This is a genomic window from Alteromonas sp. Mac1, from assembly GCF_001562125.1.
GTDB classification, from domain to species: domain Bacteria; phylum Pseudomonadota; class Gammaproteobacteria; order Enterobacterales; family Alteromonadaceae; genus Alteromonas; species Alteromonas stellipolaris.
This window is the reverse complement of the sequence record NZ_CP013932.1, coordinates 1,443,179-1,469,302: the sequence shown is the minus strand read 5'-3', so window position 1 is coordinate 1,469,302 and position 26,124 is coordinate 1,443,179. Positions and strand designations below refer to the sequence as shown.

23 protein-coding genes are annotated in these 26,124 nt (G+C 43.6%); 8 read left to right on the top strand and 15 right to left on the bottom strand.

The features are described from left to right. Window positions 1-94 precede the first annotated feature (94 nt). Window positions 95-859 (top strand): enoyl-CoA hydratase, encoded by a 765-nt coding sequence (locus AV939_RS06145; RefSeq protein WP_057792086.1) that lies wholly within the window; start codon window positions 95-97, stop codon window positions 857-859. Between the two features lie 15 nt (window positions 860-874). Further along, a complete protein-coding gene (gene ggt, locus AV939_RS06140) occupies window positions 875-2,632 on the top strand; it encodes a gamma-glutamyltransferase (RefSeq protein WP_057792084.1) in 1,758 nt (585 codons plus the stop codon). 123 nt (window positions 2,633-2,755) lie between these two features. On the opposite strand, the gene AV939_RS06135 is transcribed toward ggt, so the two are convergent. Together AV939_RS06135 and cysK are read right to left on the bottom strand one after the other, a co-directional pair. Beyond that, window positions 2,756-3,214 carry a hypothetical protein gene (locus AV939_RS06135; RefSeq protein ID WP_057792082.1) on the bottom strand — a complete coding sequence of 153 codons (459 nt, stop codon included), beginning with the start codon at window positions 3,212-3,214 and terminating at the stop codon, window positions 2,756-2,758. A gap of 308 nt (window positions 3,215-3,522) precedes the next feature. Then, window positions 3,523-4,488 carry a cysteine synthase A gene (gene cysK / locus AV939_RS06130; RefSeq protein WP_013784262.1) on the bottom strand — a complete coding sequence of 322 codons (966 nt, stop codon included), beginning with the start codon at window positions 4,486-4,488 and terminating at the stop codon, window positions 3,523-3,525. 201 nt (window positions 4,489-4,689) lie between these two features. Between cysK and AV939_RS06125 the strand changes: the two genes are divergently transcribed. The 3 genes from AV939_RS06125 (at window position 4,690) to AV939_RS06115 (ending at window position 7,427) form a co-directional block, all read left to right on the top strand. After that, window positions 4,690-5,526: an AAA family ATPase gene (locus AV939_RS06125; protein WP_057796164.1), complete on the top strand. Its 837-nt coding sequence runs from the start codon at window positions 4,690-4,692 to the stop codon at window positions 5,524-5,526. Further along, a complete protein-coding gene (locus AV939_RS06120; protein WP_057792079.1) occupies window positions 5,526-6,707 on the top strand; it encodes a vWA domain-containing protein in 1,182 nt (393 codons plus the stop codon). The genes AV939_RS06125 and AV939_RS06120 overlap by 1 nt, the downstream gene beginning before the upstream one ends. 78 nt (window positions 6,708-6,785) lie before the next feature. After that, window positions 6,786-7,427: a nucleotidyltransferase family protein gene (locus tag AV939_RS06115; protein ID WP_057792077.1), complete on the top strand. Its 642-nt coding sequence runs from the start codon at window positions 6,786-6,788 to the stop codon at window positions 7,425-7,427. A 24-nt stretch (window positions 7,428-7,451) separates the two neighbouring features. On the opposite strand, the gene AV939_RS06110 is transcribed toward AV939_RS06115, so the two are convergent. The 8 genes from AV939_RS06110 to cmoA all read right to left on the bottom strand — a co-directional run bounded on the left by AV939_RS06110 (window position 7,452) and on the right by cmoA (window position 16,881). After that, the gene (locus AV939_RS06110; protein WP_082604926.1) at window positions 7,452-8,816 is read right to left on the bottom strand and encodes an MATE family efflux transporter; all 1,365 of its coding nucleotides are present in this window, start codon (window positions 8,814-8,816) and stop codon (window positions 7,452-7,454) included. Between the two features lie 2 nt (window positions 8,817-8,818). After that, entirely contained in the window at window positions 8,819-10,054 is a 1,236-nt protein-coding gene (moeA, locus tag AV939_RS06105) for a molybdopterin molybdotransferase MoeA (RefSeq protein ID WP_061997366.1), read from the bottom strand. Window positions 10,055-10,253: 199 nt separating this feature from the next. Continuing rightward, window positions 10,254-12,008 (bottom strand): sugar phosphorylase, encoded by a 1,755-nt coding sequence (locus tag AV939_RS06100; RefSeq protein ID WP_061997365.1) that lies wholly within the window; start codon window positions 12,006-12,008, stop codon window positions 10,254-10,256. Between the two features lie 6 nt (window positions 12,009-12,014). After that, window positions 12,015-13,238 (bottom strand): glycosyl transferase, encoded by a 1,224-nt coding sequence (locus AV939_RS06095; protein ID WP_013784255.1) that lies wholly within the window; start codon window positions 13,236-13,238, stop codon window positions 12,015-12,017. A gap of 12 nt (window positions 13,239-13,250) precedes the next feature. Then, on the bottom strand, window positions 13,251-14,060 hold the full coding sequence (locus AV939_RS06090) for an HAD-IIB family hydrolase (protein WP_057792070.1): 810 nt from the start codon (window positions 14,058-14,060) through the stop codon (window positions 13,251-13,253). Next, a complete protein-coding gene (locus AV939_RS06085) occupies window positions 14,060-14,941 on the bottom strand; it encodes a kinase (protein WP_061997364.1) in 882 nt (293 codons plus the stop codon). The genes AV939_RS06090 and AV939_RS06085 overlap by 1 nt, the downstream gene beginning before the upstream one ends. Window positions 14,942-15,036: 95 nt before the next feature. Continuing rightward, window positions 15,037-16,020, bottom strand: coding sequence for a tRNA 5-methoxyuridine(34)/uridine 5-oxyacetic acid(34) synthase CmoB (gene cmoB / locus AV939_RS06080; RefSeq protein ID WP_061997363.1), 984 nt, complete (start codon window positions 16,018-16,020; stop codon window positions 15,037-15,039). A gap of 132 nt (window positions 16,021-16,152) precedes the next feature. Continuing rightward, window positions 16,153-16,881, bottom strand: coding sequence for a carboxy-S-adenosyl-L-methionine synthase CmoA (cmoA, locus tag AV939_RS06075; RefSeq protein WP_057792064.1), 729 nt, complete (start codon window positions 16,879-16,881; stop codon window positions 16,153-16,155). 176 nt (window positions 16,882-17,057) lie between these two features. Between cmoA and AV939_RS06070 the strand changes: the two genes are divergently transcribed. Further along, the gene (locus tag AV939_RS06070) at window positions 17,058-17,693 is read left to right on the top strand and encodes a response regulator transcription factor (RefSeq protein ID WP_061997362.1); all 636 of its coding nucleotides are present in this window, start codon (window positions 17,058-17,060) and stop codon (window positions 17,691-17,693) included. Window positions 17,694-17,813: 120 nt separating this feature from the next. Here AV939_RS06070 and AV939_RS06065 read toward each other — a convergent pair whose 3' ends face one another. From AV939_RS06065 to purM, 5 genes are all read right to left on the bottom strand, one after another. Next, a complete protein-coding gene (locus tag AV939_RS06065) occupies window positions 17,814-18,362 on the bottom strand; it encodes a CAP domain-containing protein (RefSeq protein WP_156454629.1) in 549 nt (182 codons plus the stop codon). Window positions 18,363-18,492: 130 nt separating this feature from the next. After that, window positions 18,493-20,955 carry an acyl-CoA dehydrogenase FadE gene (gene fadE / locus AV939_RS06060; protein WP_057792058.1) on the bottom strand — a complete coding sequence of 821 codons (2,463 nt, stop codon included), beginning with the start codon at window positions 20,953-20,955 and terminating at the stop codon, window positions 18,493-18,495. Window positions 20,956-21,254: 299 nt separating this feature from the next. Continuing rightward, window positions 21,255-21,998, bottom strand: a complete 744-nt coding sequence (locus tag AV939_RS06055) for a DUF3108 domain-containing protein (protein ID WP_231751173.1) — start codon at window positions 21,996-21,998, stop codon at window positions 21,255-21,257. Beyond that, window positions 21,958-22,608 carry a phosphoribosylglycinamide formyltransferase gene (purN, locus tag AV939_RS06050; RefSeq protein ID WP_061997360.1) on the bottom strand — a complete coding sequence of 217 codons (651 nt, stop codon included), beginning with the start codon at window positions 22,606-22,608 and terminating at the stop codon, window positions 21,958-21,960. The genes AV939_RS06055 and purN overlap by 41 nt, the downstream gene beginning before the upstream one ends. After that, a complete protein-coding gene (gene purM / locus AV939_RS06045) occupies window positions 22,605-23,645 on the bottom strand; it encodes a phosphoribosylformylglycinamidine cyclo-ligase (RefSeq protein WP_057792051.1) in 1,041 nt (346 codons plus the stop codon). Before purM ends, purN begins: the two co-directional genes overlap by 4 nt. A gap of 277 nt (window positions 23,646-23,922) precedes the next feature. Between purM and AV939_RS06040 the strand changes: the two genes are divergently transcribed. Both AV939_RS06040 and hda read left to right on the top strand, forming a co-directional pair. Further along, entirely contained in the window at window positions 23,923-25,302 is a 1,380-nt protein-coding gene (locus tag AV939_RS06040; protein ID WP_061997359.1) for a DUF2066 domain-containing protein, read from the top strand. A 10-nt stretch (window positions 25,303-25,312) separates the two neighbouring features. Next, window positions 25,313-26,047 carry a DnaA regulatory inactivator Hda gene (hda, locus tag AV939_RS06035; protein WP_057796162.1) on the top strand — a complete coding sequence of 245 codons (735 nt, stop codon included), beginning with the start codon at window positions 25,313-25,315 and terminating at the stop codon, window positions 26,045-26,047. Window positions 26,048-26,124: the final 77 nt, after the last annotated feature.

Here is a 26,124-nt window from a genome sequence, read left to right as displayed (position 1 = left end):
AATTGCCAGTAGGGTGGAAAGCGTTATCGGTAAAATTGCTTTTTTCGTCGGCTTCCACCTATATAACAATCATAAAAATATCAAGAGGTGACAGATGTCTCTAATTTTAAGTGAAAAGAAAAACGGGATCTTAACGATCACCATCAATCGCCCAGAGAAGAAAAACGCCTTAACCCGAGAAATGTATCAGGCCATGGCTGATGCATTATTTAGTATTGAAAATGACGATAGCATTAAGACAGTGCTGTTTCGTGGTGAAGGGGACTGCTTCACTTCAGGTAACGACATTAGTGATTTTGCAGGGCGCAAAGAAGGGGATGATGTTAATGAATCGGCGGCATTTATGCGCGGGCTAATAAATTGCAAAGTGCCGGTGGTGGCTCAAGTACATGGCATGGCTGTAGGTATAGGCACGACTATGCTTTTACATTGTGATTTTATCTACGCTGAGACAAACACCCGATTTGTTCTACCATTCATCAACTTAGGCCTTGTTCCTGAATTTGCTTCAAGTTATCTTCTTCCGAAACTGGCAGGACATGTAAAAGCCAGTGAGTGGCTGATGTTAGGCGAACCATTTGGCACAGAAGATGCCTGTCAGTTTGGGTTAATTACTGGTAGCTATTCTGCCGAGGTGTTAACCGAAAAAGTGGCATCGGTATGTAAAAAGCTGGTGGCAAAGCCCTCATTTGCATTGATGCAAACCAAATCACTGTTAAAGAATGATGTGGAATCTACCCATCATTATATGGATATTGAATTCGATGTGTTTGGTCAAGCTATGGATTCAGAGGCAGCGCGTGAAGCGTTTGATGCGTTTTTGTCAAAACGTCCGATCAATCCGGAGAAATTTAAATAAAGAGGAAGTCATATTTTGAAACGTGGTTCATGGTTTAGTTCATCGTTTTTAGCCATTGCAGTTTCAAGCTGCCTGTTGGTGTCTGCTAATGCACAACAAGTAAGAGAAGTAGGGGAGCCAGAGGCGGCCACTGGATACGTGGATAAAAAAGCCTTTGCTGCTGAAGATTACATGGTGGTAGCGGCTAACCCATACGCTTCATGGGCAGGCAAAAACATATTGGCGAAAGGTGGAAGCGCCATTGATGCTGCCGTTGCAGTGCAATCAATGTTATCACTTGTTGAACCACAGTCCTCTGGTATTGGTGGCGGCGCGTTTATATTGTATTGGGACAACAAAAATAAAGTGCTGCACACCTTTGATGGCAGAGAAACCGCGCCTGCAGCCGTAAACGCCCATTGGTTTATGGAAGGCAACAAGCCTATGCGTTGGCTGGATGCCGTAGTAGGCGGAAAATCGGTAGGTGTGCCTGGTGCGATTAAAGCGCTAGAAACTGCACAAAGTGAATTCGGCAACTTGCCGTGGAATACACTGTTTGACGATACTATTAAAACGGCAACCGAAGGGTTTCGTGTATCTCCACGACTAGCTAAACTTATTGCCCTTGACTACCACCCAGGTTTAAAAACGTTTCCAACCAGTTCTACGTATTTCTTTCCTGCAGGGCTTCCGTTAAAAGAAGGCGCGATACGTAAGAACAAGCAACTGGCTAAAACGTTGAAAGGTCTTGCCGCAAACGGTACTGATTATCTGTATAAAGGCGAATTAGCAGAAAAAATCGTTAAAACGGTGAATTCTGCATCAATCAACCCAGGTCAAATGACGACAGAAGACTTGGCCGCCTACGAACCTATTCAACGTGAACCAGTGTGTGGCTTGTATCGTGAAAAACAGATTTGTGGCATGGCACCGCCAAGTTCGGGCGGTATTAACGTGTACCAAATTCTCAAAATGCTAGAAGGGCAGGATTTTTCTTCCTTCACGCCTGATTCTGTAGAATTCGCAAACGTTTTTACTCAATCAAGCGCGCTGGCCTACGCCGACAGAGAAAAATACATAGCGGATAGTGATTTTACCAACCTACCGTTTGCAGCCATGATTAACACTGCGTATTTACACCGCCGCGCTGAAGGTATTGCACCAGATAAGAAGTGGCGACGTGTGCGTGCGGGCAACCCTTACGGCGATGCCAATATTAGTCTTGGCAGTAACATGGAACAGCCAAATACATCGCACTTCTCTATTGTCGATAAAGAAGGCAATGCGGTGTCGATGACCACAAGTATCGAATTTATGTTTGGTTCGGGTTTAATGGTTGGTGGTTTCTTGCTAAATAACCAATTAACCGACTTTTCGTTTTCACCTACCCAGAATCGTTTCCCTGTCCCTAACCGTGTTGAGCCAGGTAAGCGCCCACGAAGCGCGATGAGCCCAACAATGGTATTCGACAAGGAAGGTGAGCTGGAAGTGGTAGTAGGCTCTCCTGGTGGCTCTCGTATTGTAAGTTACGTGGCGCAAACGTTAGTGGGCGTACTGGATTTTGGATTAGACATCCAACAGGCTATTAATTTACCTAAAATCACGAACCGAAATGATTACACCGCCCTTGAAAAAGGAACGCCTATTGCTGAACTCGAAGCGCCGTTAAAAGCGTTAGGGCATAATGTAAAGGTTGTCGACTTAAACAGTGGTTTACACGGTATTCAAATTAAGTCGGGTAAGATTATTGGCGGTGCGGATCCAAGACGTGAAGGCGTTGCGGTAGGGCGTTAAGCGAGTTAGTTTAAGCTATTAAACTCAAGCGACTAAATCCAAGCTACGCATATAGTACTATTTTAGCACCATAGCCAAATACCAACAGGCTGTTCGAATCATATATTCGAACAGCCTTTTTTATTACATAAAATGGTCTGGGTGAATTTGAGATACTTTCCACACACCATCTTCTTTAATAAGATCTAAGCTGCGCAAGTCTTCAATTTTATCGTCATCGTACATACCACTTAAAAATACGGTTACCGTTGCTTTTTTTGAAAACTCAGAGCGCCCAACACTGTTGCCGCTTTGCGGAGTAATGATTACAGTGTCGTATTTTAAATTCAATAGATGACGCTGTACGTTTCTATTGCTGTGGTAATTGGTCAGAATCCTAGCCAAACGATCGGACGACAGGCTAATCGCAACATCAAGATTATCATCTTCATAAACGCTTTTTAGAAACGTCACTGCCGAATATTCTGGCGTACTGTCGGCTAGCATACCGTAGCGACCCATTCCTTCTTCTTTTTCTTCACACCCTGCTAAACAAAGCACGCTAAGCAAAACGGCATACAAACCAAAACGAAAAGGGCGCATTAATGAAAAACCTCAAATAAGATAAAGGAAAATGATCGCGAATATTATCGTGGCTCATCCGATGAGACGCAAGCCAATAAGTCTTAATCTTTCGAATAACATTCACTCATTTCTTTAACGAATCTATTAAATTACTACCTTGAGATAAAGATAGTTGAGATGAACGGTTTTAAGTTCTATTTTGCTAAAAAAAAGTATAGCGATGATATAAAAGTATTCCTTTAAAGGGAGATCTTAAAACAAAAAACGAGGCCGAAGCCTCGTTTTGTCACTTTACTCGTACCCGCCCAACGGGTTGCTAGAGTTAATTACTGTGTTTCTTCTTGGTCGCCAAATGCGCCCGCAAATAATGGGCTACTTAGGTAACGCTCGGTACCACTGGCTAGCAGTACTACCACAATTTTGTCTTTATTCTCTGGACGCTCAGCAAAACGTTTTGCTGCCACTACTGCTGCACCAGAAGAAATACCGGCAAGAATACCTTCTTCGGTCATCAAGCGATGCGCCATTTCCATACATTCATCGTTGGTTACTTGCTCAACTTCGTCAATCAAGCTTAAGTCCAAGTTACCTGGAATGAAGCCTGCACCAATACCTTGAATTTTGTGTGGTCCTGGTGTTAGTTCTTCGCCATTCATCGCTTGGGTAATAACCGGCGAATCAGTAGGCTCTACCGCAATAGAGGTAATAGCTTTACCTTGGGTGTTTTTGAGGTAACGGCTAACACCAGTAATGGTTCCGCCTGTACCAACGCCTGCCACGAATGCATCTACTTTACCGTCGGTGTCATTCCAAATTTCAGGACCCGTGGTCTTTTCATGAATAGCAGGGTTGGCAGGGTTATCGAACTGCTGAAGTAAAACGTACTTTTCAGGATCCGATGCCACAATTTCTTGTGCTGCGGCAACCGCACCTTTCATGCCTTTTGGCGCTTCAGTTAATACTAAGCTTGCACCAAGGGCTTTTAATAGCTTTCTGCGCTCCAAGCTCATGCTGCTAGGCATGGTAAGCGTAAGTTTGTAACCACGAGATGCGGCAACGAACGCAAGGGCAATACCTGTGTTACCACTGGTAGGCTCTACAATTTCCTTACCTTGGGTAAGCACGCCACGTTTTTCGGCATCCCAAATCATATTGGCGCCAATACGGCACTTAACGCTAAAGCTAGGGTTACGAGATTCAACCTTTGCGTAAACGTTACCAGAAGTAACGCGGTTTAATTTAACTAGAGGCGTGCGGCCAATAGATAGAGAGTTGTCGTCAAATACTTGCATTATTAATCCTTACCTAGTTAGGAAATCCCAGCAGTCGTGATCTGTACGACCTTTATAATAGTTAATAATTCATAGCCTGAATTAGGGGATTTCGTCATACCCCTATATCATTGGTCCCAAACGTGAAAATGCAAAGTGCTTTTTCGCTATATGTTATTGTTATTTTACATGACGAATCAGAACGAAAGAGGTAAAACCAAAATGGCTTTTAGTGGAACGTCGAATTATATCGCTACAAAAGATTTGCAACTTGCCGTGAATGCCGCCATTACGCTAGAGCGTCCACTGCTCATAAAGGGTGAGCCGGGCACCGGTAAAACCATGTTGGCTGAAGAATTAGCCGCCAGTCTTGGAACCGATTTAATTCAGTGGCACATCAAATCTACTACAAAGGCACAACAAGGCTTGTACGAATACGATGCAGTATCGCGTCTTCGTGATTCACAGCTGGGTGACGATCGTGTTCATGATATCGGCAATTACATTGTTAAAGGGAAACTGTGGCAGGCATTTGAAGCGGGCAACCGTCCTATTTTATTAATTGATGAAATAGACAAAGCGGATATTGAGTTTCCAAACGATTTATTGCTTGAGCTCGATAAGATGGAGTTCTTTGTCTATGAAACTCAAGAGCGCGTGGTAGCAAAAGTACGCCCCATTGTTATTATCACGTCAAATAATGAAAAAGAGCTGCCAGACGCCTTTCTGCGTCGTTGTTTCTTCCATTATATTAAATTTCCTACGCCTGAAGAAATGCAGCAAATCGTAGATGTGCATTTCCCTGACTTAAAGAAAAAGCTGCTTGATGAAGCATTAAAAGCTTTCTTTGAGATTAGAGACGTACCTGGGCTTAAGAAAAAACCGTCTACATCAGAACTTATCGACTGGTTGAAACTGCTGGTGGCTGAAGACATTCCACCTGAAGCCTTGCAATCTAAAGACGGTAAAGCCGCAATTCCACCACTGTACGGTGCATTACTTAAAAACGAGCAAGATATTCACTTGTTCGAAAAATTGGTATTTATGGCCCGCCGCTAATGCTTATTCAATTCTTTTTCACGCTGCGAAAATATCAAGTAAAGGTAAGCTTGCGAGAGCTACTTGATTTACTCCACGCCTTGGAAAAGCATATTGTTTATGCAGATTTAGAAGGCTTTTATAGTTTGTCTCGAACCATCATGGTGAAAGATGAATCTCAATACGATAAATTCGACAGAGCATTTGCCGATTACTTCGAAGGGGTGGAATCTATCGATTTATTCGGTAAAGAAATTCCCGAAGAATGGTTACGTAAGCAAATTGAGAAAACCTTAAGCGCAGAAGAGCGTGAAGCACTGCGCCAATCTGGTGGCTTAGAAGCCTTAATGGATACCCTTAAAAAGCGCCTTGAAGAGCAAGAAAAGCGACATCAAGGTGGTAATAAGTGGGTGGGTACAGGTGGAACGTCTCCCTTCGGCGCTTATGGCGACAACCCTGAAGGTATTCGTATTGGTCAAAAAGGCAATCGTCGTAACTCTGCGGTAAAAGTATGGGACAAACGCGAGTTTAAAAATTTATCTGCCGACGTAGAGCTAGGTACACGAAATATTAAAGTGGCTTTGCGTAAATTACGTAAGTTCGCCAGAACCGGTGCAAGTGAAGAACTGGATGTGGCCACGACCATTGGTGAAACGGCTAAAAAAGGCGGCATGTTAGATATACACATGTCGCCCGAGCGCCATAACGCGGTTAAGGTGTTAATGTTTTTTGATGTGGGTGGTTCTATGGATCCTTATGTTAAAACTACCCAAGAGCTTTTCTCCGCAGTGCAGAGTGAGTTCAAATACCTCGAGTACTTCTACTTTCATAACTGCGTGTATGAAGAGGTATGGAAAGATAACCTGCGACGCGAAAAAGAACGGGTATCGGTTCACGATATTATTCATCGGTACGGTAAAGACTATAAAGTCATTTTTGTTGGCGATGCCACCATGGGGCCTTATGAGATTACTTATCCTGGTGGAAGTGTTGAGCATTGGAACGAAGAGCCGGGTAGTGCGTGGCTGGGCCGTATACTGAACCATTTTAATAAAGCGGTATGGTTAAATCCACAAGCTGAGAACTATTGGCCTTATTATTCGTCTATTTCAATTATTAAAGAGATTGTTGAAGACAGAATGTACGGGCTAACTCTTGAAGGGCTAACCCAAGCCATCAAAGAGCTCAGTCGTTCACGTTAGATCTTGTTTAGTTTCGCAAGCGTGAGAACTGGTGAATACAGTTAATGCAGCAAATACGGTAAATTAACATGAGTAAGCATGATTAAGATTGCAAGCATACTTTTGGCGGGTGGGGAAAGTAAGCGTTACGGCAGTAACAAGTTACTTTCCCCACATTACAGTGGGTTGCCGTTAATCCAATACGCTTTGCAGCAGTTACAAGCACTTCACCTTGACGCTACTTACGTGGTAACCGGCCGTTGGCACAGCGATATTGCTGATTTAATTACGGCCAACGCAGTGCAAGATAGCAATAGTGTTAAGGTGTGTTACAACCCGTCGTGGCATGAAGGCATCGCTTCGAGTATTTGCTGTGGCATTAGCAATGCTATGCAAGCAAACGACCACCAGTACACCCATGTGTTAGTGCACTTAGCAGACTTAGCCAGTGTCACCACTACCACACTGCAAGCATTAATTAACGAGTTACCATCAAACCCCAATCACATCATCTTCAGTCAGTGGTATAACCGCGTTCTTGAAACGAAAGCAACAGTGCCTGCCATTTTTCCAAAAGCGGCATTCGACAGCTTACTGGCATTAAGCGGTGATAAAGGGGCTAAGAAAGTGATAGAAAATTGGAAAAATAAAGGGCAGGCCATTGGGGTAAATCACCCCGAATCTGCATTTGATATTGATGCACCTAGTGATTGGGAAGCCTATCGGAACACAGACGTGTAATCGATAGTCATAGTATTTATAAAACTAGGTAGCGTAGCGGTAGTTTGGCCGCTGAATATAATAAAGTCTTGCGCCTAGCATAATGGCTGCTGCACTTAACCCCACAATAAACCCAATCCAAAAACCGCCAGCAGACATAGGCTCTGCGGTTACCCAATCAGTACGGCCTAATATTACGCCGGTGGGCAGGCCAATTAACCAGTAAGACACAAATGTAATAATAAACATGGCAGTCGTGTCTTTGTATCCACGTAAGGCATTGGCTGATATTACTTGTATAGCGTCTGAAAGTTGAAAAATAGCCGCATAAATAAGCAGCGCATTCGCCATTTGGTAAACTGCATCGTCGCTAGTATAAAGCCCAATGATGAATGCTTTGGCACTTAGCGTGAAGGTTGCAGTACAGGCTGCGGTAACAAACCCAATTAAAATGGAACACTGAGCGGCAATTTTAGCTTGCCGTCTATTATCTTGCCCTATGCGATAACCAATTCGAATAGACGCTGCCATACCAATACTCATGGGTATCATAAACATAAGCGCTGAGAAATTAAGGGCAACTTGGTGTGCGGCAACGGTTGTTGAGCCAAAGGGCGCTAGTAACAATGCCACTACAGCAAATAAGGTCACTTCAAACAGCAATGTCATGGCGATAGGAAGGCCAAGCTTAAAGGTACGCTTTATGGCCACCACAGACGGCTTGTAGTACGTATCGAATAGTTGGTATTTTTTTAGTGCTGGGCTAAATCGTACGTAAATGAAAGTAGCAATTAGCATGGTATAAATAACAATGGCTGTTGCTACACCACAACCTGCGCCACCAAAAGCAGGAATAGGGCCCACACCGTAAATGAACAGGTAGTTACCAATAATATTAGCCATTAAACCTATAACGGTAATTAACATAGTGGGCTTGGTTTTACCTAACCCTTCACAGTAATTCCGTAACCACTGATAAAGCGCAAAACCCGGCATGGCACACAGCACATAAACGACATAATCTACGGTAATGGTATGAAGCTCATCTGCCATAGGGAATAACGAGACGATGTTGCCGGCAAAGGGAATAAGGGTGGCTACCGCTAAACCAACGAAACACACTAAGTAGCCTGCTTGTTGACTGGCATTGGCAATGCCAGTTATGTCTTTTGTACCTTGAAGCCTTGAAATAATCGGCGGTAAGGCAAGTGCAATACCTTGTATAAAGCATAATAAGGGCACGGTAATACTAAAACCCAGGGCCACCGCTGCCATATCAGTGGCGCTATAACGTCCCGCCATAATCGTATCGCTTACGCCCATTAGCATTTGGGTGATTTGCGCAATTAATAATGGCCAAGCCAGCTTTATTATATCTCTACCTTCAAGTAAATAACGTTTGTTCTTCAAAGTTACAAATCCGATTCAGGTGAAAGTAAGTCAAAAGGGATAACAGGCAAGGTAGTGCCTTTTTCAACATGACTAATATCTTCGTGAATTATCATTAAACAATTTGCTGCGGTAATAGACGTCATAACACCAGAGCTTTGTGTGCGAAACGGCGTTACGAGAAGATTGAAGTTTTCATCGTAGGTCATCGTGGCACGCTGAAAATCTCGTCGGCCAGCACGACGTTTAATGTCACATGTTACTGTGGCATTAACGGTTAGCGGCTTACGAACGTGGCGTTCACCCTGCATTTTTCTAATTAACGGCGTAACAAGAAGTTTGGCGGTCACAAAGGCTGAAACAGGGTTACCAGGCAGACCACAAAACAAGGTGTTACCAATGTGGCCTAAGGCAAAAGGTTTTCCCGGCTTAATGGCAACTTTCCAAAAGTCGATACTGCCTAACGTATCTATTACATCTTTTACGTAATCGGCGTCGCCAACAGATACGCCGCCACTACTAACCATCACATCTACTTGCTCACTGGCTTCTTTAAACAAAGCTGTGAGTGATTGTTCGTCGTCTTTCACTATGCCGAAGTCGATAATTTCCACGCCCAATTCTGAAAGTAAGGCACTCACACCAATACGGTTCGACTCGTATATTTGTGTGGGTAAGCAAGGTTCGCCGGGTTGCGCCAGTTCAGAACCTGTGGCAACCACACCTACCTTAACTTGTTTCACTACTTCAACCGTGGTTAGCCCTTGTGAAGACAACAACATAAGGTGCTGTGGCTGTAATCGAACGCCTTGATTTACAAGTGATTGTCCAATTTTAATATCTGCTTCTTTGTTGCGAATATTTTCACCACAAGAGTGCTGCCTATTAATACTTACGTGATTACTTTCAGTAAATGTATTTTCAACCATGACTACAGCGTCGGCACCTGGGGGAACTGGTGCACCTGTCATTATCTTGATGGCATGACCGGGTTTTAATGGTTCGTCTGCGGCCATGCCAGCGGTAATCGTGCCTTGAATAGGCATAAGCGTGTTTGGTTGGCTACTATCTGCATTAATAGCGAAGCCATCCATTGCCGAATTATCCCACGGTGGGACAGATAGTGTAGCGTGTACTTCAGAGGCGGTAATTCTTCCTAGAGCATGGCTCAACGCAATGGTTTCAGATTCACCTAAGGTGCTAGTTGCATCAATCGCTTTTTCTAATGCGTGTTCTAACGATAACCATTTTGAAGACATGAAAACCACTCCCTAATTTGAGGGTGAGGATTATCACCTAAATCAGTCAATAAACCAATGTATTAGGCAATGACGATAAAGAAATTATAACAAAAACGGCGCTGTAAGCGCCGTTTGGAAGAGGTGAGTGGAAAGCTCAAGAAACTAAGTTTACTCAAAGACTCGGTTACTCAAAGACTCGGTTACTCAAAGAAATTGGTTACTCAAAGTCTTGGTTGCTAATCCAGAGCACTTGATAGGGTTTCAATTGCAAAAAGGCATCCGACAAAGCAATTTGTTGGCGAGTCACAAGATCTATCCAGTTATCAGTACCAATTAGGTTGATATCTGACAGTAAAATAGTTTGCTCTTCATCCGATACATTACTAATGCAGAAGATACTTTGCTTTCTGTCTAAGCTTTGTCGCCAATAACCGAAAATATTTTCATTAAGCTGTAGCGTAAACTGTGTGGCATTCGGGTGGAATGCTGGCTGCGCTTTACGAATTCGAATTAATTGAGACAATCGCGTCAATACTTTATGGTGCTGAGAGTAGGGCGAATCAAGCAAAGCTTCGAGCTCTTTGAAATCCCAACGCCTGCGGTTAATCGAACGATTTTGACCTGTATTAGCCACTTTTTCATAGTCGTTAGATGTACCTAATAAACTATGAATATAAATGCCTGGAATACCTTCCATTCCCAGCATAATGGCATGTGCACAGATGAATCTGTCTATTTGCCATTTATCAGGGCCTTTTGTCGTTCCCTGTAATGCATCAAACAAGGTAATGTTTATCTCATAAGGCTTTTGTTGCCCATGATCAGACGCGCGCCACGAAATTTTGCCACCAAAGTTTTGCATGGTATGCACAAGTTCTGAAATTTCTTCGTCGTCTAACAACCCTTCGGCAGGGCGAAGGCCAATTCCATCGTGCGATGCAATGAAGTTAAAGTATGCCGTACCGTTTTGCGCTGGTGGCATGCTCATCATCCAACTTTTTAAGTACTTACAATTACCGGTCACTAAGGTATTTACCAATAACGGCGGTAATGAAAAGTTATAAATAGCATGAGCTTCGTTAGCATTACCGAAATAGGTCAAATTTTCCCGGTTAGGAATATTGGTTTCAGTAATGATAATAATAGACGGGTCGACATGTTCAATCAGGGTACGAATTAACCTAATAACCTCATGAGTTTGAGGAAGGTTAATACAGTTGGTGCCCACAATTTTCCACAAAAACGCCACGGCATCTAAGCGGAATATTTTTGCGCCCTTGTCGATATACAAACGAATGATATCAATGAACGTAAGAAGTACCTTAGGATTCCTGAAATCAAAATCGACTTGGTCGTGACTAAAAGTACACCAGACATGTTTAGTGCCATCTTTGGTTTCTGTTTCACGCAATAGCGGCGAAACCCTAGGGCGAGTGACGATAGACAAATCGTCCGCTGGATCCCCAGTAAAAAAGAAATCTGAACCAGGACCTTCACCTTTGATGAAATTATCGAACCATACACTGCGTGCAGAACAGTGGTTAATGACTAAGTCAGTCATTAACCCGTAGTCTTTCGCAATGGCTTCAACATCGTCCCAACTGCCTAAGGCCTCATTCACACTTGAATAGTCGATGACCGAAAAGCCATCGTCTGAACTGTATGGAAAGAAAGGCAGAATATGCACATTATTGATGGTGTTCTTACTATAACGATTTAAAAAACGATTGAGGGTAACGAGGGGGCGCTCGTCGCCATCAATAACGCTATCGCCATAGGTGATCATGATGATGTCTTCCTCGTCCCAATAATTAGAATGGGATTGAGGAAGCGAAACATCTTCATCAGGCTTAATGCCCATAGTCTCCATTAAAGACATGGTTAAGCTTTCTAATGAATGCTCAAGGGGCACGTCCGCATAGATATATTCTAGATGGTGCTTCACTTTGTCATGGAGTACTTGCCATGTCATTGTCTATTACTCCATAAATTCTGCGGTGTCAGCTTCAACGGCCTCCAGCAAGCGCTCGAGAATATCTGGCACAGCGCTGGTTACTCGGTTCCAACTTGGAATGAAAGGGGTTTCCATTGGGTTTTCTAAGAAGTTCTGACCAGCTTTCATAATGTTACTGGCGAACATTTCAACTGCTTTTTCTTCACTGTGAATATCAAGAGTTAGACCGTTCATTACTGCGTCGTTGTGATAGGTCTCAATGAAATCTAGTGCAATCCTAAAATAGGTCGCTTTGATTGAGCGGAACATCTCGTTGCTAAACGTATAGCCTTGGGTAGCAAGTTTTCTGAAGATGGCCTTAGTAATGTCGATAGACATTTTAGATAAGCCACCATGTTCATCATTAAGCGACAAATCTTGGTGTTTGTGATCGTAAATATCACAAATGTCGGCTTGGCAAAGACGGTTGTGCGAATAGTTACGATGCATTTCAGACAACACGCCAATTTCTAGGCCCCAGTCACTTGGAATGCGAATATCGTTTAATACATCGCGTCGGAATGAGAACTCACCCGCTAATGGATAGCGGAAGCTGTCCATAAACTCAAGGTATTCGTTATCACCCATAATGCGCTTAAGTGCGCGTAATAACGGCGTCACTAACAAACGTGATACTCGGCCATTAATTTTACCGTTCGCTACACGGGCGTAATAACCCTTACAGAACTCATAGTTAAAGTTCGGGTTCGCGACTGGGTAAATAAGCTTCGCCAATAAGTCTTTGTTGTAAGTCACAATATCGCAATCATGCAGAGCAACAGACTCAGCACGGTTTGATGCTAAAACATAGCCCATGCAATACCAAACATTACGGCCTTTACCTAGTTCTTTAGGGGCAAGACCTTTTGATTGTAGTTCTTCATCAAGGGCTTTCAAGCGAGGGCCGTCGTTCCACAACACGCGATGATGCTGAGGTAGTTTGTCGAAAAACTTAAGCGCATGTTTGTACTGCGCCATATCGGCTCTATCCAGGCCAATGACTATTTCAGATAAATAAGGTACGCCTGTTAATTCATCAACAATATGAGGTAAGGCATCACCTTCTAGTTCTGAAAAAAGAGATGGCAAGATAAGTGCCATGGGGCGTTTCTGTGAAAAGCGGAGTAATTCGGCTTCTAGTTCCTCTGTTGGTCTACGAGAAAGATTATGTAAAGTTGTAACCACACCGTTTTGATAAAAATCAGCCATGTGTCCTCCTGATTATAGGGATAGCAATTGAGTTAGCATTTCGTTCCAGCCTTCTGGGCCATGCAACGTGCTGGTATAAACCTCGTCTTTTTTAACGGAAGGCGGAGGATTTACCGGAGATAAAATTCGTATAGCGATATGTGCCGCTTCCAGCATAGCAATATCGTTTTTCCCATCGCCTAGAGCAACGGTTTTAACATGACATTCATGTTGTCTTTGGTATTCAGCCGCTAGCCATTTAAGCGCCTGGCCTTTGTCGCAATTGCCAGAGACGTGGATAAATCGCCCGCCTTCTAGAGGATAGGCGCCACGCTCTTTAACTGCAGCAATAAATTTTTGTTTGTTTTCATCAGACCCTGTCCAAAGCACAGGTTCGCCAAATTGACGCTTAGCTGCTAAGGCTGCAGATGCTTCATCTAAGCCAGTACTGCTTTGAATTTCTTCTAAACTCATTTGCGAAAACTGTTTGAACTCACCTTCAAAATCCGCTTTGATTTTATCTAGGAGCTTTATCCAGTAGTTTTTATTGGATATAAACGATTTACACCAGTAGCCATCTACCCATACGGTTCCACTAGGTTTCTTTTTGAAAAAACCATGAGGAATGAAGATGGCTGCACCATTTTCAATGATAAATGGTCCGTTAAGGCCAATTTGCTCCCGTAAAGGCTGTAGCTCGGCAAACGTTTTACTGGTAGTTGGAATAACGGGGATATCTCGTGACTCTAACGCTGTTAAAGCAGGTTTCGCCGCCTCAAAGGAGTAAGTATGGTGGTCTAACAGCGTGCCGTCCATATCGGTGAAAACTAGCGTTCTTGTCATTACTTTACTTCCTCGCCTGTTATCGTTCTTGTTTCATCTAGCGAATACACAGTGTCACATTTTGTTGGCAATGTTTTAAGTGCATGTTCGGTTAGTCGTTGGTAATTCTGAATAAACTGCGCGACCTGTTCATCGGACATCACCCCCGTAGAAGCCCCCTGGGTTGCTACAGCAAGTTTATGTTCTTGCTCTAACCGCCAGCGATAAACACATTCAAACGAGGGCGCTTTTAACATAACCCGATAATCGATTTGATCAAACAAGCTTTGGTAGTCATTTGATAATTCAGTATTAACAAACGAACGCCAAATACCAAGTGGATCTTGGTTTTCTTCTAAACTATTTATGGGTTGCTTTATGTCGGCAGCGTTTTGTGGTGTTACACCAACGCACCATCCCTCCAAAATAATGATATCTGGTGGCGCAGAAATAACGGGCCACTGATTAACAGGAAAGGGGTCGTCTATGGCTTTATTGAAACGGGGAAGGGCTACTTGATCACTGCCTTTGAGCTGCTTAAAAGTACTAAGCGCTAGAGGCATATTGTGTGTACCTGGCACACCTCTGGTTGCAAGAAGTGGGTGAACTTTTATCGACAGCGCATTTCGCTGCGATTTGTCTAAATAAAAGTCATCAATAGAAAGACAAACCACTTTTTTGGCGTAAATGCTGGTTAAATATGCGCTTATAAAATCAGTTAGCGTAGATTTACCCGAACCTTGGCAGCCGTTAATTCCGACCACCAATGGGGCTTTACTTGAATTTTCTGCACTCTCTTGGTGCTTAACTAGCCGTTCGCATAATGGGATGAACCATTTTTGTGCAGTGTCCGCATACGTACTTGGTAGCTGATGTGTCTTTAAAAACCCATGTATGTCCATGTTACAACCCTATTAAATGCAGAATACGTACATCATGGGGAATATAGGTTACAACATTTATGCCAACATCACCGTTGCATTACATAGGGCTGAACTTATTTACGATTCGCGACAATCACGGCTCGTTGTGGTGCAGGATACCCCTCTATGGTGCGAGTAATATCTTCAGGGTCGAGAAAATCTTTCAATGACTGGCCTTCAATCCACTCAGTAGCACGTTGTTCATCCAGAGTGGTGAAGTTCTTATCAACCACGCGAATGTTTTCAAACCCAAGTCGCTCTAGCCACACTGTTAACGCATCTGTGCTAGGTAAAAACCACACGTTTCGCATTTGAGCATAGCGTTCGCCTGCCATTAACACGGTTTGCGCATCGCCATCTACCACTAGCGTTTCTAATACCAGTTCACCGCCTTTTCTCAGTTGATGCTTAAGCTGGGTAAGAAATTGGATAGGATCTTTACGGTGATACAGAACACCCATAGAAAAAACGGTATCAAACGCATTCAACGGCTGCATCTGCTCAATACCTAGCGGTAAGAAGTGAATGCGATTGTCAGGTATAAAGTGTTTGATAGCCTGAAATTGAATAAGAAAAAGCTGGGTGGGGTCGATACCTACCACGCGAGACGCATCATTCCCTAGCATGCGCCACATGTGGTAGCCGCTGCCACAGCCCACATCGAGTACGGTTCTGTTTTTAAGCGGCGATATATGCGGGGCAACCCTGTCCCACTTCCAATCAGAACGCCATTCGGTATTAACGTGAATGTCGTGTATATGGAAAGGGCCTTTGCGCCACGGCATAAACTGTTGCAGTAAGCCTAAGATTTTCTTTTGGGTATATTGGTCTATATCATTTGCTGTACCCACTCGAACTTCATCAACAAGTTGTATGGACGATGGTGTGGTCGTTGGAATTTTTGCAAGTAGACGACACCATTTGTCGAATTCACCGTGTTTTTGACTTTTTTGCCATTCATTCATTTGCGCCGGTAGTGTTTGTAGCCAATGGGCTAAAGGCGTATCTAAAATAGATTTGTAGCAGTCGTTAAACCACGCTGATTCTGGTTTCGTCATATTTCTTCTCGGTGTTCTTAATTGTGAGTCACAGTGTTTTTAAATGTGATTCACAATATTCTTAATGCTAAATCACTGGATGCTAACTATAAGTGTCGTGGGGTATTAGTACCCACTTAACCTAACTGCCAACTACTTTATTGCAACCAGCGATGTAAAGTTAAAGCACTTAAACCACATCACAACATCCTTAAAGCCAACTGATTTTAATCGGGTTTCGTGTTCGCTAAAGGTATCGGTCAGCATGACCTTTTCAATTGCTGCTCGTTTTTGGCTTACTTCTAATTCGCTGTAACCATTGTCACGCTTAAATTGGTGGTGTAAGTCTATCAATAGTTCATTACCTGCCATGGTGGGGTGTTTAATTTTTTCTGAAAGAATTAACACGCCTCCATCATTTAAACCATCGTAGATTTGTTTCAGTAACGCTTCTCTGTCAGCTGGCGGAATGAACTGTAATGTGAAATTCATGACTACCATAGACGCATTTTCTATTTGGGTATCTTGGGCATTTTGCTGAACAATGTTAATTGGGTTTGGTAGGTTGAAGGCTTGAACCATTCTTCTGCAACGGTCAACCATGGCGTCCGAACTGTCTATACCAATTATTTCACACGGCACATCTTGAGTGGCACGTGCAATTGAAAAACTTGCTGCACCTAATGAACAACCAAGGTCGTACACCCTCGTATTTGGTTGTACTTTTGTTTTGGCCAATTCACCAATAGTATGGACAATAGTTTCATAACCCGGCACCGAGCGTTGAATCATATCGGGAAAAACGTCAACTACTGACTCATCGAATGTAAAGTCTGCTACCTTTTTAAGAGGGTTTGCATAAAGTCTGTCGTGTTTTTGCACAAAATGTACTCAGCTAGCGGGAATTTGGTCGGCAATTTTACCCTCACAAACGGAAATGCCAATGGAAAACATTAAAAAAATCAAATAAAGCGGTGATTTTTAACGAATAGGGCTTTTAGAATTAAATCGAAAGTATTAACCTAGAGATATAAGAACTAAAGGAAGCAACAACGCTAATGACAAGAATTCTTGTAGCAGATGATCATCCATTGTTTCGCGAAGCACTAAGCGGAGCACTAGGCCCTTATTTTGAAAACGCGCAGATTCTTGAAGCTGGAAGCCTTGATGCTGCGCTGGCCATTTTAAATGAATACGATGGCATAGAGTTAGTCTTACTTGATTTAAATATGCCAGGCGGTGAATATTTTAATGGCATCATTACTTTGCGTGAACAATATCCTAATATTCCTATCGGCGTAGTGTCTGGTAGCGACACGGTAGAAGTGGTTGCACAAGTAATGAGCTTAGGTGCTCAAGGCTTTATCCCTAAGGTGTCAGCAACACGTGAAATGGCGCAAGCCATTGTTGATATCATTGCGGGTAAAAAATGGCTTCCTGAAGGCATGGAAGAAGAGCTTGAGAAAGTAGACGATGAATTGAAGTTGTTGCTTCAACGATTCAGAGAGCTTACGCCTAAACAAATTCAAGTATTGTCATTCCTACGTGCAGGCTTAATGAACAAGCAAATTGCTCACGAAATGAATGTAACAGAAGCGACTATTAAGGCACACATCAGCGCAATACTACGTAAACTTGAAATTAACACCCGTACGCAAGCGGTGTTGTTAATGGATAAGCTTCAACTTAGCTAAAGCTTCGGCCTGGCTAGGGTTATAAATAAGTCCTACAAATTCATGAAAGCCGGTGTTTTAAATAACACCGGTTTTTTTGTTTCTGCTGGCATTGCCACCATGTTCAAAAGTGATAGTCCACTATTGCATTGGGGCAATTTCACCATTTTCGGTAACAATGCCGAGCCCCTTATCGGGAACTTCACTGAATGGTGTTTGTTGTTCATCACCACTTAGTTTAGTGATATAAATCGCCCAGTATTCTACGTGTGGCGTTTTATAATCTTTAAAAAAGGCGACGCCAATTTCATTTTGCTCAGCATAAAAAGGAATTTCACCCAGCAAATGCTGTTTATGAGAGAACGAGCTTTTTAATGCGTGCCACACCTTTTTTGCGGTTTGATAGCCGCCAGCCAACGCCTCAACCTGATTACTCATAGCATCGCCGTAATAGGAAGGAAGTGTTAACCCTGCGTTTCGCAAGCGGGTGTTAGGGCTGCCATTTAAGAAATGCGACACTAAGCCTTCTTCTGCCATGTCTTTTGCCTTTTGCTCAGCAATGGCAACCAGGGTGGGGTTACAGTGCATTTGGGGGCGCGCTTGGTTTTTATCATTCACAATAAGCCGAGCCAGTTTTTGGGCTTGTTCTGAATTACCACATTGAAAGGTGTCAGAAGGTAATGTAACCATTGGGTACTGCGATTCAGCATGATCATGAGCATGAGCAGGGGCAGCCAGTAACAAAGCTAACCATAAAATAGCAGTGGATTTGATGCATAAAAAAAGGCCGCCGAAGCGGCCCTTTTTAGGGGGGATTAAGCTAAGCAGCTTTGCCTCCTCGTTTCTTTGTTTCGCTAGAAGAGTTCACTTTAGCCACTAATTCTTCGTGGTCAAAATCGTCAACATTAATGGTTCTTAGTCTACCTGCTTCTGTACGGCGAAGTAAATCAGCTTCTTCTTCATTAATAATGTCTTCACTTAGCGCATCGTCCGCTAACGCCGCTAAACGTGTGAAAGGCAGTTTCGCTTTCTTATGTTTGCAAATGCGTTCGAAGATTGGCTCGGCTGCTAATACGTCATCAAGGGTCTGTTCTAAGTCACCGAACAAGTTACCTTCTACACGGGCTAGGTACTGACCATAACCTAAGCGGCTACGTGCGCTACAAGGGGTTTGTAGCATTTGCGCAATAGCATGCTCGGTTTTATCAGAAGGCTTACCAACACGACGACCAAACGGAATAACAAGACCACGAAGTACCACACCAATGGCTTTGTTAGGGAAGTTCGCTAAGAAGTCATCAATAGCGGTTTCAATGTCATGCAAGGTGTTTTGCATTGCCCAATGAAGTAGCGGTAAGTCTTCTTTTAAACGACCATCTTCGTCAAAACGCTTCAATGTAGTACTACCTAGGTACAGACCACTTAAGATATCACCTAGGCGTGCAGACAAGCGCTCACGACGTTTTAAGTCGCCGCCTAACACACCCATAGAAACATCGGTAAGTAGCGCTAAGTTAGCACTGTAACCTTGCAACAGCTTATAATAGTGAGCGGTTTCGTCAGTAAATGGTGCACTGCTGAATACGCCACTAGTTAGTGAAAACCAAACACTACGAACAGTATTTGAAATGGCAAAACCAATATGCCCAAATACGGCTTTATCGAACGCGGCAATGCTTTCTTTCTTATCTTCAATTGACGCTGCTTGAATTTCTTTCAATACGAAAGGGTGGCAGCGCATTGCGCCTTGACCGAATATCATCATGTTACGAGTAAGAATGTTAGCGCCTTCAACGGTAATTGAAACCGGTACACCTTGGTAACCACGACCCAAATAGTTATTTGGCCCAAGCATTACGCCCTTACCGCCATGAACGTCCATAGAGTCGTTAATGACTTGACGCATCTTTTCAGTAAGGTGGTATTTACAGATTGCCGATATAACAGACGGCTTCTCACCTAAATCTACACCTACTGTTGAAAAGCGGGTTACGCCATCCATCAAGTAAGCATTCCCGCCGATACGAGCTAGCATTTCTTCTACACCTTCCATATGACCAACAGGCATACGGAACTGACGGCGAATACGTGCGTACGCACCCGTTGCCAATGATACAGACTTAGCACCACCTGCAGCAGAAGACGGTAGGGTAATACAACGACCTACTGACAAACACTCAACCAGCATACGCCAGCCTCTACCAGCCATTGAAGGGCCACCAATAATGTAATCGATTGGAACGAAAATGTCGTTTCCGCGAATAGGACCATTTTGGAAAGGCGTATTCAGCGGGAAGTGACGACGGCCAATTTCTAAACCCTTGGTATCGCGTGGAATAAGTGCACAAGTAATACCAGGCTCTTTATTGTCACTTAACAAACCGTCTGGGTCTTGAAGCTTAAACGCCAGACCAATTACCGTTGCTACTGGTGCAAGGGTAATGTAACGCTTATCAAATGTTAGGCGCATACCTAGCACTTCTTCACCGTTCCAGTCGCCCTTACATACCACACCGACATCAGGAATAGCGCCAGCATCTGAACCTGCTTCAGGGCCAGTTAATGCAAAACAAGGAACCTCTTGGCCTGCCGCTAGGCGAGGTAAGTAATGGTCTTGTTGTTCTTTTGTTCCATAGTGCTGAAGTAGTTCGCCTGGGCCTAACGAGTTAGGAACACCAACGGTACTTGAAAGTACTGCGCTAACACCAGCAAGCTTTTGAAGAACGCGAGACTGTGCGAACGCTGAGAACGCTAGGCCGCCGTATTCTTTTTTAATGATCATGGCAAAGAACTTATGTTCTTTCAGGTATGCCCAGATTTCAGGCGATAAATCGGCATCTTTATGGTTAATTTGCCATTCATCTACCATTGAACATACTTCTTCAACCGGCCCGTCTAGGAACGCTTGTTCCTCAGCCGTTAAACGACCTTTCGGAATTCGATGAAGTTTTTCCCAATCAGGCTTACCACTGAAAATATCGCCGTCCCACCATACTGTACCTGCATCGATTGCTTCTTGTTCGGTGCTGGACATTTCTGGCATTACCTTTCGGTAAAATGCTAATAATTTCTTAGTGATGTGTTGCTGACGAATATTAGAAAGGGTAAACGGCAGCGTAAGCGCTAGGAATACAATCCAACCAAGTAAACCAATATCACCAAATAGAGTCCCTAAAATCATGACTCCACCAGCAATACACACTGCTGTTACTAAGCTGGTACGTTGATAGCTGGCAACAGCCAAGGCTAACACTACCAGTAAAAACCAAATAAAATCTGCCATACTTCGCTCCTGAGAAGGCGTTAAATGTAACGCTAATCGTTCCTCTTATTTTGGTTCATTGCGCAAGATTCTGCGCAACGATAAATTTGAGGTCAGACCAGCATGGGTTAAACCTATTATTTAATGGCCCAAAGATCAAGATTTTTACATGAATTTTGCATTAAAACTAACGCTTATAGTTTGCGCTAGAACGCTATAGCTATGGGCTAGCAGCTAGGTTGGGTAAAACGGTCAAATAATGAAAATAGAAAAGGAAAATAGGCGGGGAGATCCCCGCCGATTGAAGGTGTAACTTAAATTTACTCGCTGGTGTAAGACTTCAGCTTAATGTCGCCTTGCTCTTCACCGTCTTTAAATTGCTGCAATCGCACTAGGGTATAGTTTAATGATGGAGCAAACCACGCAAAGGTTTCGCGAGTTTTAGAATCACGAATAAGTTTCACTTTCACCGTGTCGAAATCACCATAAGGTAATGATAAATTTTCATTACCAACTACTTCTACACCGTAGGTACGTAACTCACCACGATAATTAACAAAGTCGTAAGTCAGGTTGGTTTCGCCAGATGCTAATTGATTCGCAAGGTCTACGCGGTAGATTTGGTTGTCGAACTGACCGTTCCAAACAAACTCGTCGCCATTTTCTATCGCTATTTTGCCGCCGTTATCGGTATTGAAGTTAACAGTGAGCTTTTTATCTGGCCCTGTACCGGTGCGAGTATAATGATACTCGATAGGTAAAACGCTACTGTCTTCTACTTTAAAAATTGAATGCTCATAGCGTTTGTCAGATAAAAAGAATTTAGAAACTTTGGAAGAGTAGGTGAGGGAATATTGTGTATTGCTTAACGCTTCAAGCTTAATGCGAGCTTCGCCCACATCATCGCCCCACTTGTAAGCAGTATAAACTGCCTCGTAGGGTTGAAGTTTACTCTCTGTTGCATCGGCCGCGTGGGCGCTGGCGCCCACAAAAGCCATTAATATTGCTGCTACAAAACGGCGTTTACTCGTTTGCATAACCCGATTCTGGGAGTTCTTGCTCATCTAGGATAGCCTTATTATTTACCATCTTAAGTCGCCCCGCACTGAACCAAGAAAGCACTAATGGGTATATGCGACGCTCCTGTTCTTGAACACGATCTGCTAAGTCTACCGCAGTGTCATCTTCGAAAACCGGCACGCGGCTTTGAATAATGACTGGGCCGCCATCTAACTCAGGCGTCACAAAGTGCACGCTTACGCCGTGTTCTTCGTCGCCGTTATCGATGGCTTGCTGATGCGTATTCAACCCTTTGTATTTGGGCAACAAAGATGGATGAATGTTCACTAATTTTCCAGAAAAAGTATTTACAAACTCAGGCGTTAGGATACGCATGAAGCCAGCAAGTACAATATAGTCTGGGTTTAATGATTCAATTTCAGCTTGCAATGCCTTGTCGTAGCTTTCGCGACTGTCATGCTGCATGTGGTCTAGGCTAATTGCCTTAATACCAGCTTCTTGCGCACGGATTAAACCGTACGCATTTGGGCGGTTACTAATAACACCACAAATTTCAGCGTCGAGCTTTTCAGCGCTGATGTTATCAATAATGGCTTGTAAGTTACTGCCGTTACCTGAAATTAAAACGCAAAGTTTGGTTGATGGAGTGCTCACGCGTTTATCTCTACTTGCTGCTCACCGTCCTTGGCTTGAATATCACCAATTAACCAGGCATTTTCACCGTGTTCTTTCAACGTTGCAATAGTAGTATCTACGTCGGCTTCATCAACAACGATAACTAGGCCAACACCACAGTTAAACGTACGGTACATTTCGTGACGAGTAACGTTACCGTTCTCTTGCAGCCAGCTAAATACTGAAGGCCACTGCCAGCTCTTCTCGTCAATAACCACTTTTGCATCATCAGGTAATACGCGAGGGATGTTTTCCCAGAAACCGCCGCCAGTAATGTGCGAAATAGCGCTAACTTCAACTTTCTCAAGCAATGCTAAGACAGATTTCACATAAATGCGGGTAGGTTCAAGTAAATGCTCGATAAGCGGCTTGCCGTCTAAATCTTGATTTACGTCGGCGTTGCTCACTTCTAAAATCTTACGAACGAGTGAGTAACCGTTAGAGTGAGGACCTGATGACCCTAGCGCGATAAGTTTCTGGCCAGGCTTTACTTTTGTGCCGTCGATAACTTTATCAGCTTCAACTACACCAACGCAGAAACCTGCAATATCGTAATCGCCGCCATGGTACATTCCTGGCATCTCAGCGGTTTCACCACCGATTAGGGCACATCCTGCTTGCTCACAACCATTACCAATACCGGTAACTACCGATGCAGCAACATCAACATCTAGTTTGCCAGTAGCGTAATAGTCTAAGAAAAACAGCGGCTCTGCACCTTGCACGATAAGGTCGTTAACGCACATGGCTACAAGGTCAATACCCACACCGTCGTGACGGTTCGCGTCCATAGCAACACGAAGTTTAGTGCCCACGCCATCGGTTCCAGAAACCAATAAAGGGTTCTTGTATTTCGTTGGAAGCGAACATAATGCGCCAAACCCACCAAGGTTTCCTTTTACTTCCGGACGGTGAGTCCTTTTAGTAACGGATTTAATACGGTCGACAAGTTGGTTTCCCGCATCAATATCGACACCAGCATCTTTATAACTAAGAGAGGTTTTATTTTCGCTCACGTTTGCGCCCTAGAACTAAGAGTAAGAGGTAGAAAAACGCGGATTCTACCAGTAAGTCACCACAAGTCCAATTGACTAAGGCGGATAAGGGGCAGATCATGTGAAAAAAGTGTAATTTGAGTATGAAATACATTTTTTAGCTGCTTCAAACTTCGTTTTTTGTATTTATAGATGAAATAAACGCGAATATGACAGAGAATAGCGGGCAACGATCTTTTGGCGTTGTAGTGGAGTAGTGAAGAAATTGATTTCTTATCGGAACAGGAAAATTAGGCGTATGTTTCAGCAACAATTAATTCGCGGTGTAGGTTTGGCAATAGCGGTGTGCACAATGAGTGCCCATGCTACGCAGCACGTGGTGGTTAATGAAGCACAGATACCTGTTAGTGATCAGAGTCAAAAAACACAAGCCAACGCGGTAAAAGAAGCCTTAACCCAAGTGATGGTGAAGGTGTCAGGTAATACCACGGTGCTGCAGAACCCTGGTGTAAGGGCAGCACTTAGAAAGCCAGAAGCTTACCTTCGCTCGTACCGCTTTTCTTATTCAGGCAACGAAACCTTTTATGTTGCAGAGTTTGACAAAACTAAGCTGACCGAACTGATGAAACGTGAAGGCCTACCTTTGTGGGGCGAGCGTAGACCAGAAACCATTGTGTGGTTGGCCACAGAAACCGACGACAACGAACGCATTATTTTAGATGAAAGTTCACCAACACCCGTAGGTGAAATGTTGGTTCACACCGCCAAAACCCGTGGTGTTCCGGTAAGCCTGCCATTAATGGATTTAACCGACTCTGCTAATATTTCAATTTACGATGTGTGGGGTAGGTTCGTTCAGTCTTTAACGGCATCATCACAGCGTTATGGTGTTGATAATATTATTGGCGCTCGTTTGTATAAAAATGCTCCTGGCGAAATGCCGTCTATCCCTGAAGGTTTGCCTGCTTCGTCCAATGCTTATCAGGATGGTAGTATTCAAGATAAGCGTACAGGTGAGGCCAGCGCTGCAGAACAACCGCCAAGCGGTCAACTAGATTTAAGTGACGTTAATAGCGTGACTGGCGACGTAAGTGATGGCATGAGTAACGGCGTGAATCTGCAGACAAACGAAGAACAACAAGCTAGCCTTGCAGGCGATGAAGTAACAGCCACAGCTGCAGTGATGGATGAAGCGCAAGACATGCCGCCTTTCACGATGGACGAATTCACCCAATATGCACAAAAAGCACAAGAAGGTGAATATGCACTTGATTGGGTGTTTGTGGGTAATGGTAAGGTCAGCTACGGTTCCATTTTTGCCGACGAACCTACATCACTTACTCAACAGTTGGTTGATGCTTATGCCAACTACTTATCTTCACAATATGCAGTGATCCCCGGAGCAGTAGATGCAGAGCGAGTGCAAATATCTGTGTCGGTTGCCAATTTAGACTCATTAAAAAAATACGCTAACGCTAATACGTATTTAAAAAGCTTAAGCGTAATAGAAGAAGCTATGTTAACTGGGCAAACCGGTTCCGTAGCTACTTACAATTTAACTTTGCTTGGTACGCCAGAGGATTTACTCAACACTGTAAGGCTTGAATCTAAACTTAGGCCTGTCACCGATGCCTTTGGTCAAGTGGTAGAAGGATATACCTTTTACTGGAATGAATGACCCTTTTGCTATGCAGCTAACTCTCCCTGTAACGCTACCCACAGATGAAACGTTCGACAGTTTTGTTGATACGGGAAACCAAGAAGTGGTGGCGTTGCTTAAGGGTATTCCAAGTGCTATGCCTGCATGGCACGATGCGCCGTCTTTAGCCTCGCTTTCTGCATTACATCTGCCATTAGTTACATTGTTAGGTGGGCAGGGCTTGGGTAAAAGCCATTTACTTTATGCCTTGTGTCATCAACTGGCGCAGCAAAACGTTAATCACCTTTATTTAAATTTGAATCATCATGCCCAGTGGTCTTTTGATATTTTTGATGGGTTAGAAAATCTCTCGGTTATCTGTTTAGATAATATGCATGCCATTGCTGGTCACCCACGATGGGAAGAAGCCTTATTCGACCTTTTCAATCGGGTGATAGAAAACCCTCACGCACTCATTGTGGGCGGTAGTCAACACGGGCCTTCACACCCAGCATTTCAATTGCCAGATTTAAGCTCTAGGCTTGCATGGGGCGTCATTTATCATTTAACAGCGCTTAATGATGAGTCGCGTAAGGAAGTGGTGCGATTGCGTGCTAATCAACGAGGATTGCGGTTGTCAGAACAGGCATTACAGTTTTTGTTGCACCACAGCGACCGAGATTTACGAAGCTTGTTAAGCTTATTAGCCCGGCTTGATACTCGTTCATTGCAGGAGCAAAAAAAGCTTTCTGTGGCAATGGTTAAGCGGGAGCTCGGGCTTTAATTTCTAATTACCAATTGCGCTAATTCCAATCCACTAATTTCCAATCCGCTAGTTTTCAATACGCCAACTTTGCCTGC

What these genes read in the sequence shown, in the direction of transcription:
- AV939_RS06145 (WP_057792086.1), top strand. Translation starts at nt 95, where the DNA reads ATGTCTCTAATTTTAAGTGAAAAGAAAAACGGGATCTTAACGATCACC.
- AV939_RS06135 (WP_057792082.1), bottom strand. Translation starts at nt 3,214, where the DNA reads ATGCGCCCTTTTCGTTTTGGTTTGTATGCCGTTTTGCTTAGCGTGCTT.
- cysK (WP_013784262.1), bottom strand. Translation starts at nt 4,488, where the DNA reads ATGCAAGTATTTGACGACAACTCTCTATCTATTGGCCGCACGCCTCTA.
- AV939_RS06125 (WP_057796164.1), top strand. Translation starts at nt 4,690, where the DNA reads ATGGCTTTTAGTGGAACGTCGAATTATATCGCTACAAAAGATTTGCAA.
- AV939_RS06120 (WP_057792079.1), top strand. Translation starts at nt 5,526, where the DNA reads ATGCTTATTCAATTCTTTTTCACGCTGCGAAAATATCAAGTAAAGGTA.
- AV939_RS06115 (WP_057792077.1), top strand. Translation starts at nt 6,786, where the DNA reads ATGATTAAGATTGCAAGCATACTTTTGGCGGGTGGGGAAAGTAAGCGT.
- moeA (WP_061997366.1), bottom strand. Translation starts at nt 10,054, where the DNA reads ATGTCTTCAAAATGGTTATCGTTAGAACACGCATTAGAAAAAGCGATT.
- AV939_RS06100 (WP_061997365.1), bottom strand. Translation starts at nt 12,008, where the DNA reads ATGACATGGCAAGTACTCCATGACAAAGTGAAGCACCATCTAGAATAT.
- AV939_RS06095 (WP_013784255.1), bottom strand. Translation starts at nt 13,238, where the DNA reads ATGGCTGATTTTTATCAAAACGGTGTGGTTACAACTTTACATAATCTT.
- AV939_RS06090 (WP_057792070.1), bottom strand. Translation starts at nt 14,060, where the DNA reads ATGACAAGAACGCTAGTTTTCACCGATATGGACGGCACGCTGTTAGAC.
- AV939_RS06085 (WP_061997364.1), bottom strand. Translation starts at nt 14,941, where the DNA reads ATGGACATACATGGGTTTTTAAAGACACATCAGCTACCAAGTACGTAT.
- cmoB (WP_061997363.1), bottom strand. Translation starts at nt 16,020, where the DNA reads ATGACGAAACCAGAATCAGCGTGGTTTAACGACTGCTACAAATCTATT.
- AV939_RS06070 (WP_061997362.1), top strand. Translation starts at nt 17,058, where the DNA reads ATGACAAGAATTCTTGTAGCAGATGATCATCCATTGTTTCGCGAAGCA.
- AV939_RS06065 (WP_156454629.1), bottom strand. Translation starts at nt 18,362, where the DNA reads ATGGTTACATTACCTTCTGACACCTTTCAATGTGGTAATTCAGAACAA.
- fadE (WP_057792058.1), bottom strand. Translation starts at nt 20,955, where the DNA reads ATGGCAGATTTTATTTGGTTTTTACTGGTAGTGTTAGCCTTGGCTGTT.
- AV939_RS06055 (WP_231751173.1), bottom strand. Translation starts at nt 21,998, where the DNA reads ATGAGCAAGAACTCCCAGAATCGGGTTATGCAAACGAGTAAACGCCGT.
- AV939_RS06040 (WP_061997359.1), top strand. Translation starts at nt 23,923, where the DNA reads ATGTTTCAGCAACAATTAATTCGCGGTGTAGGTTTGGCAATAGCGGTG.
- hda (WP_057796162.1), top strand. Translation starts at nt 25,313, where the DNA reads ATGCAGCTAACTCTCCCTGTAACGCTACCCACAGATGAAACGTTCGAC.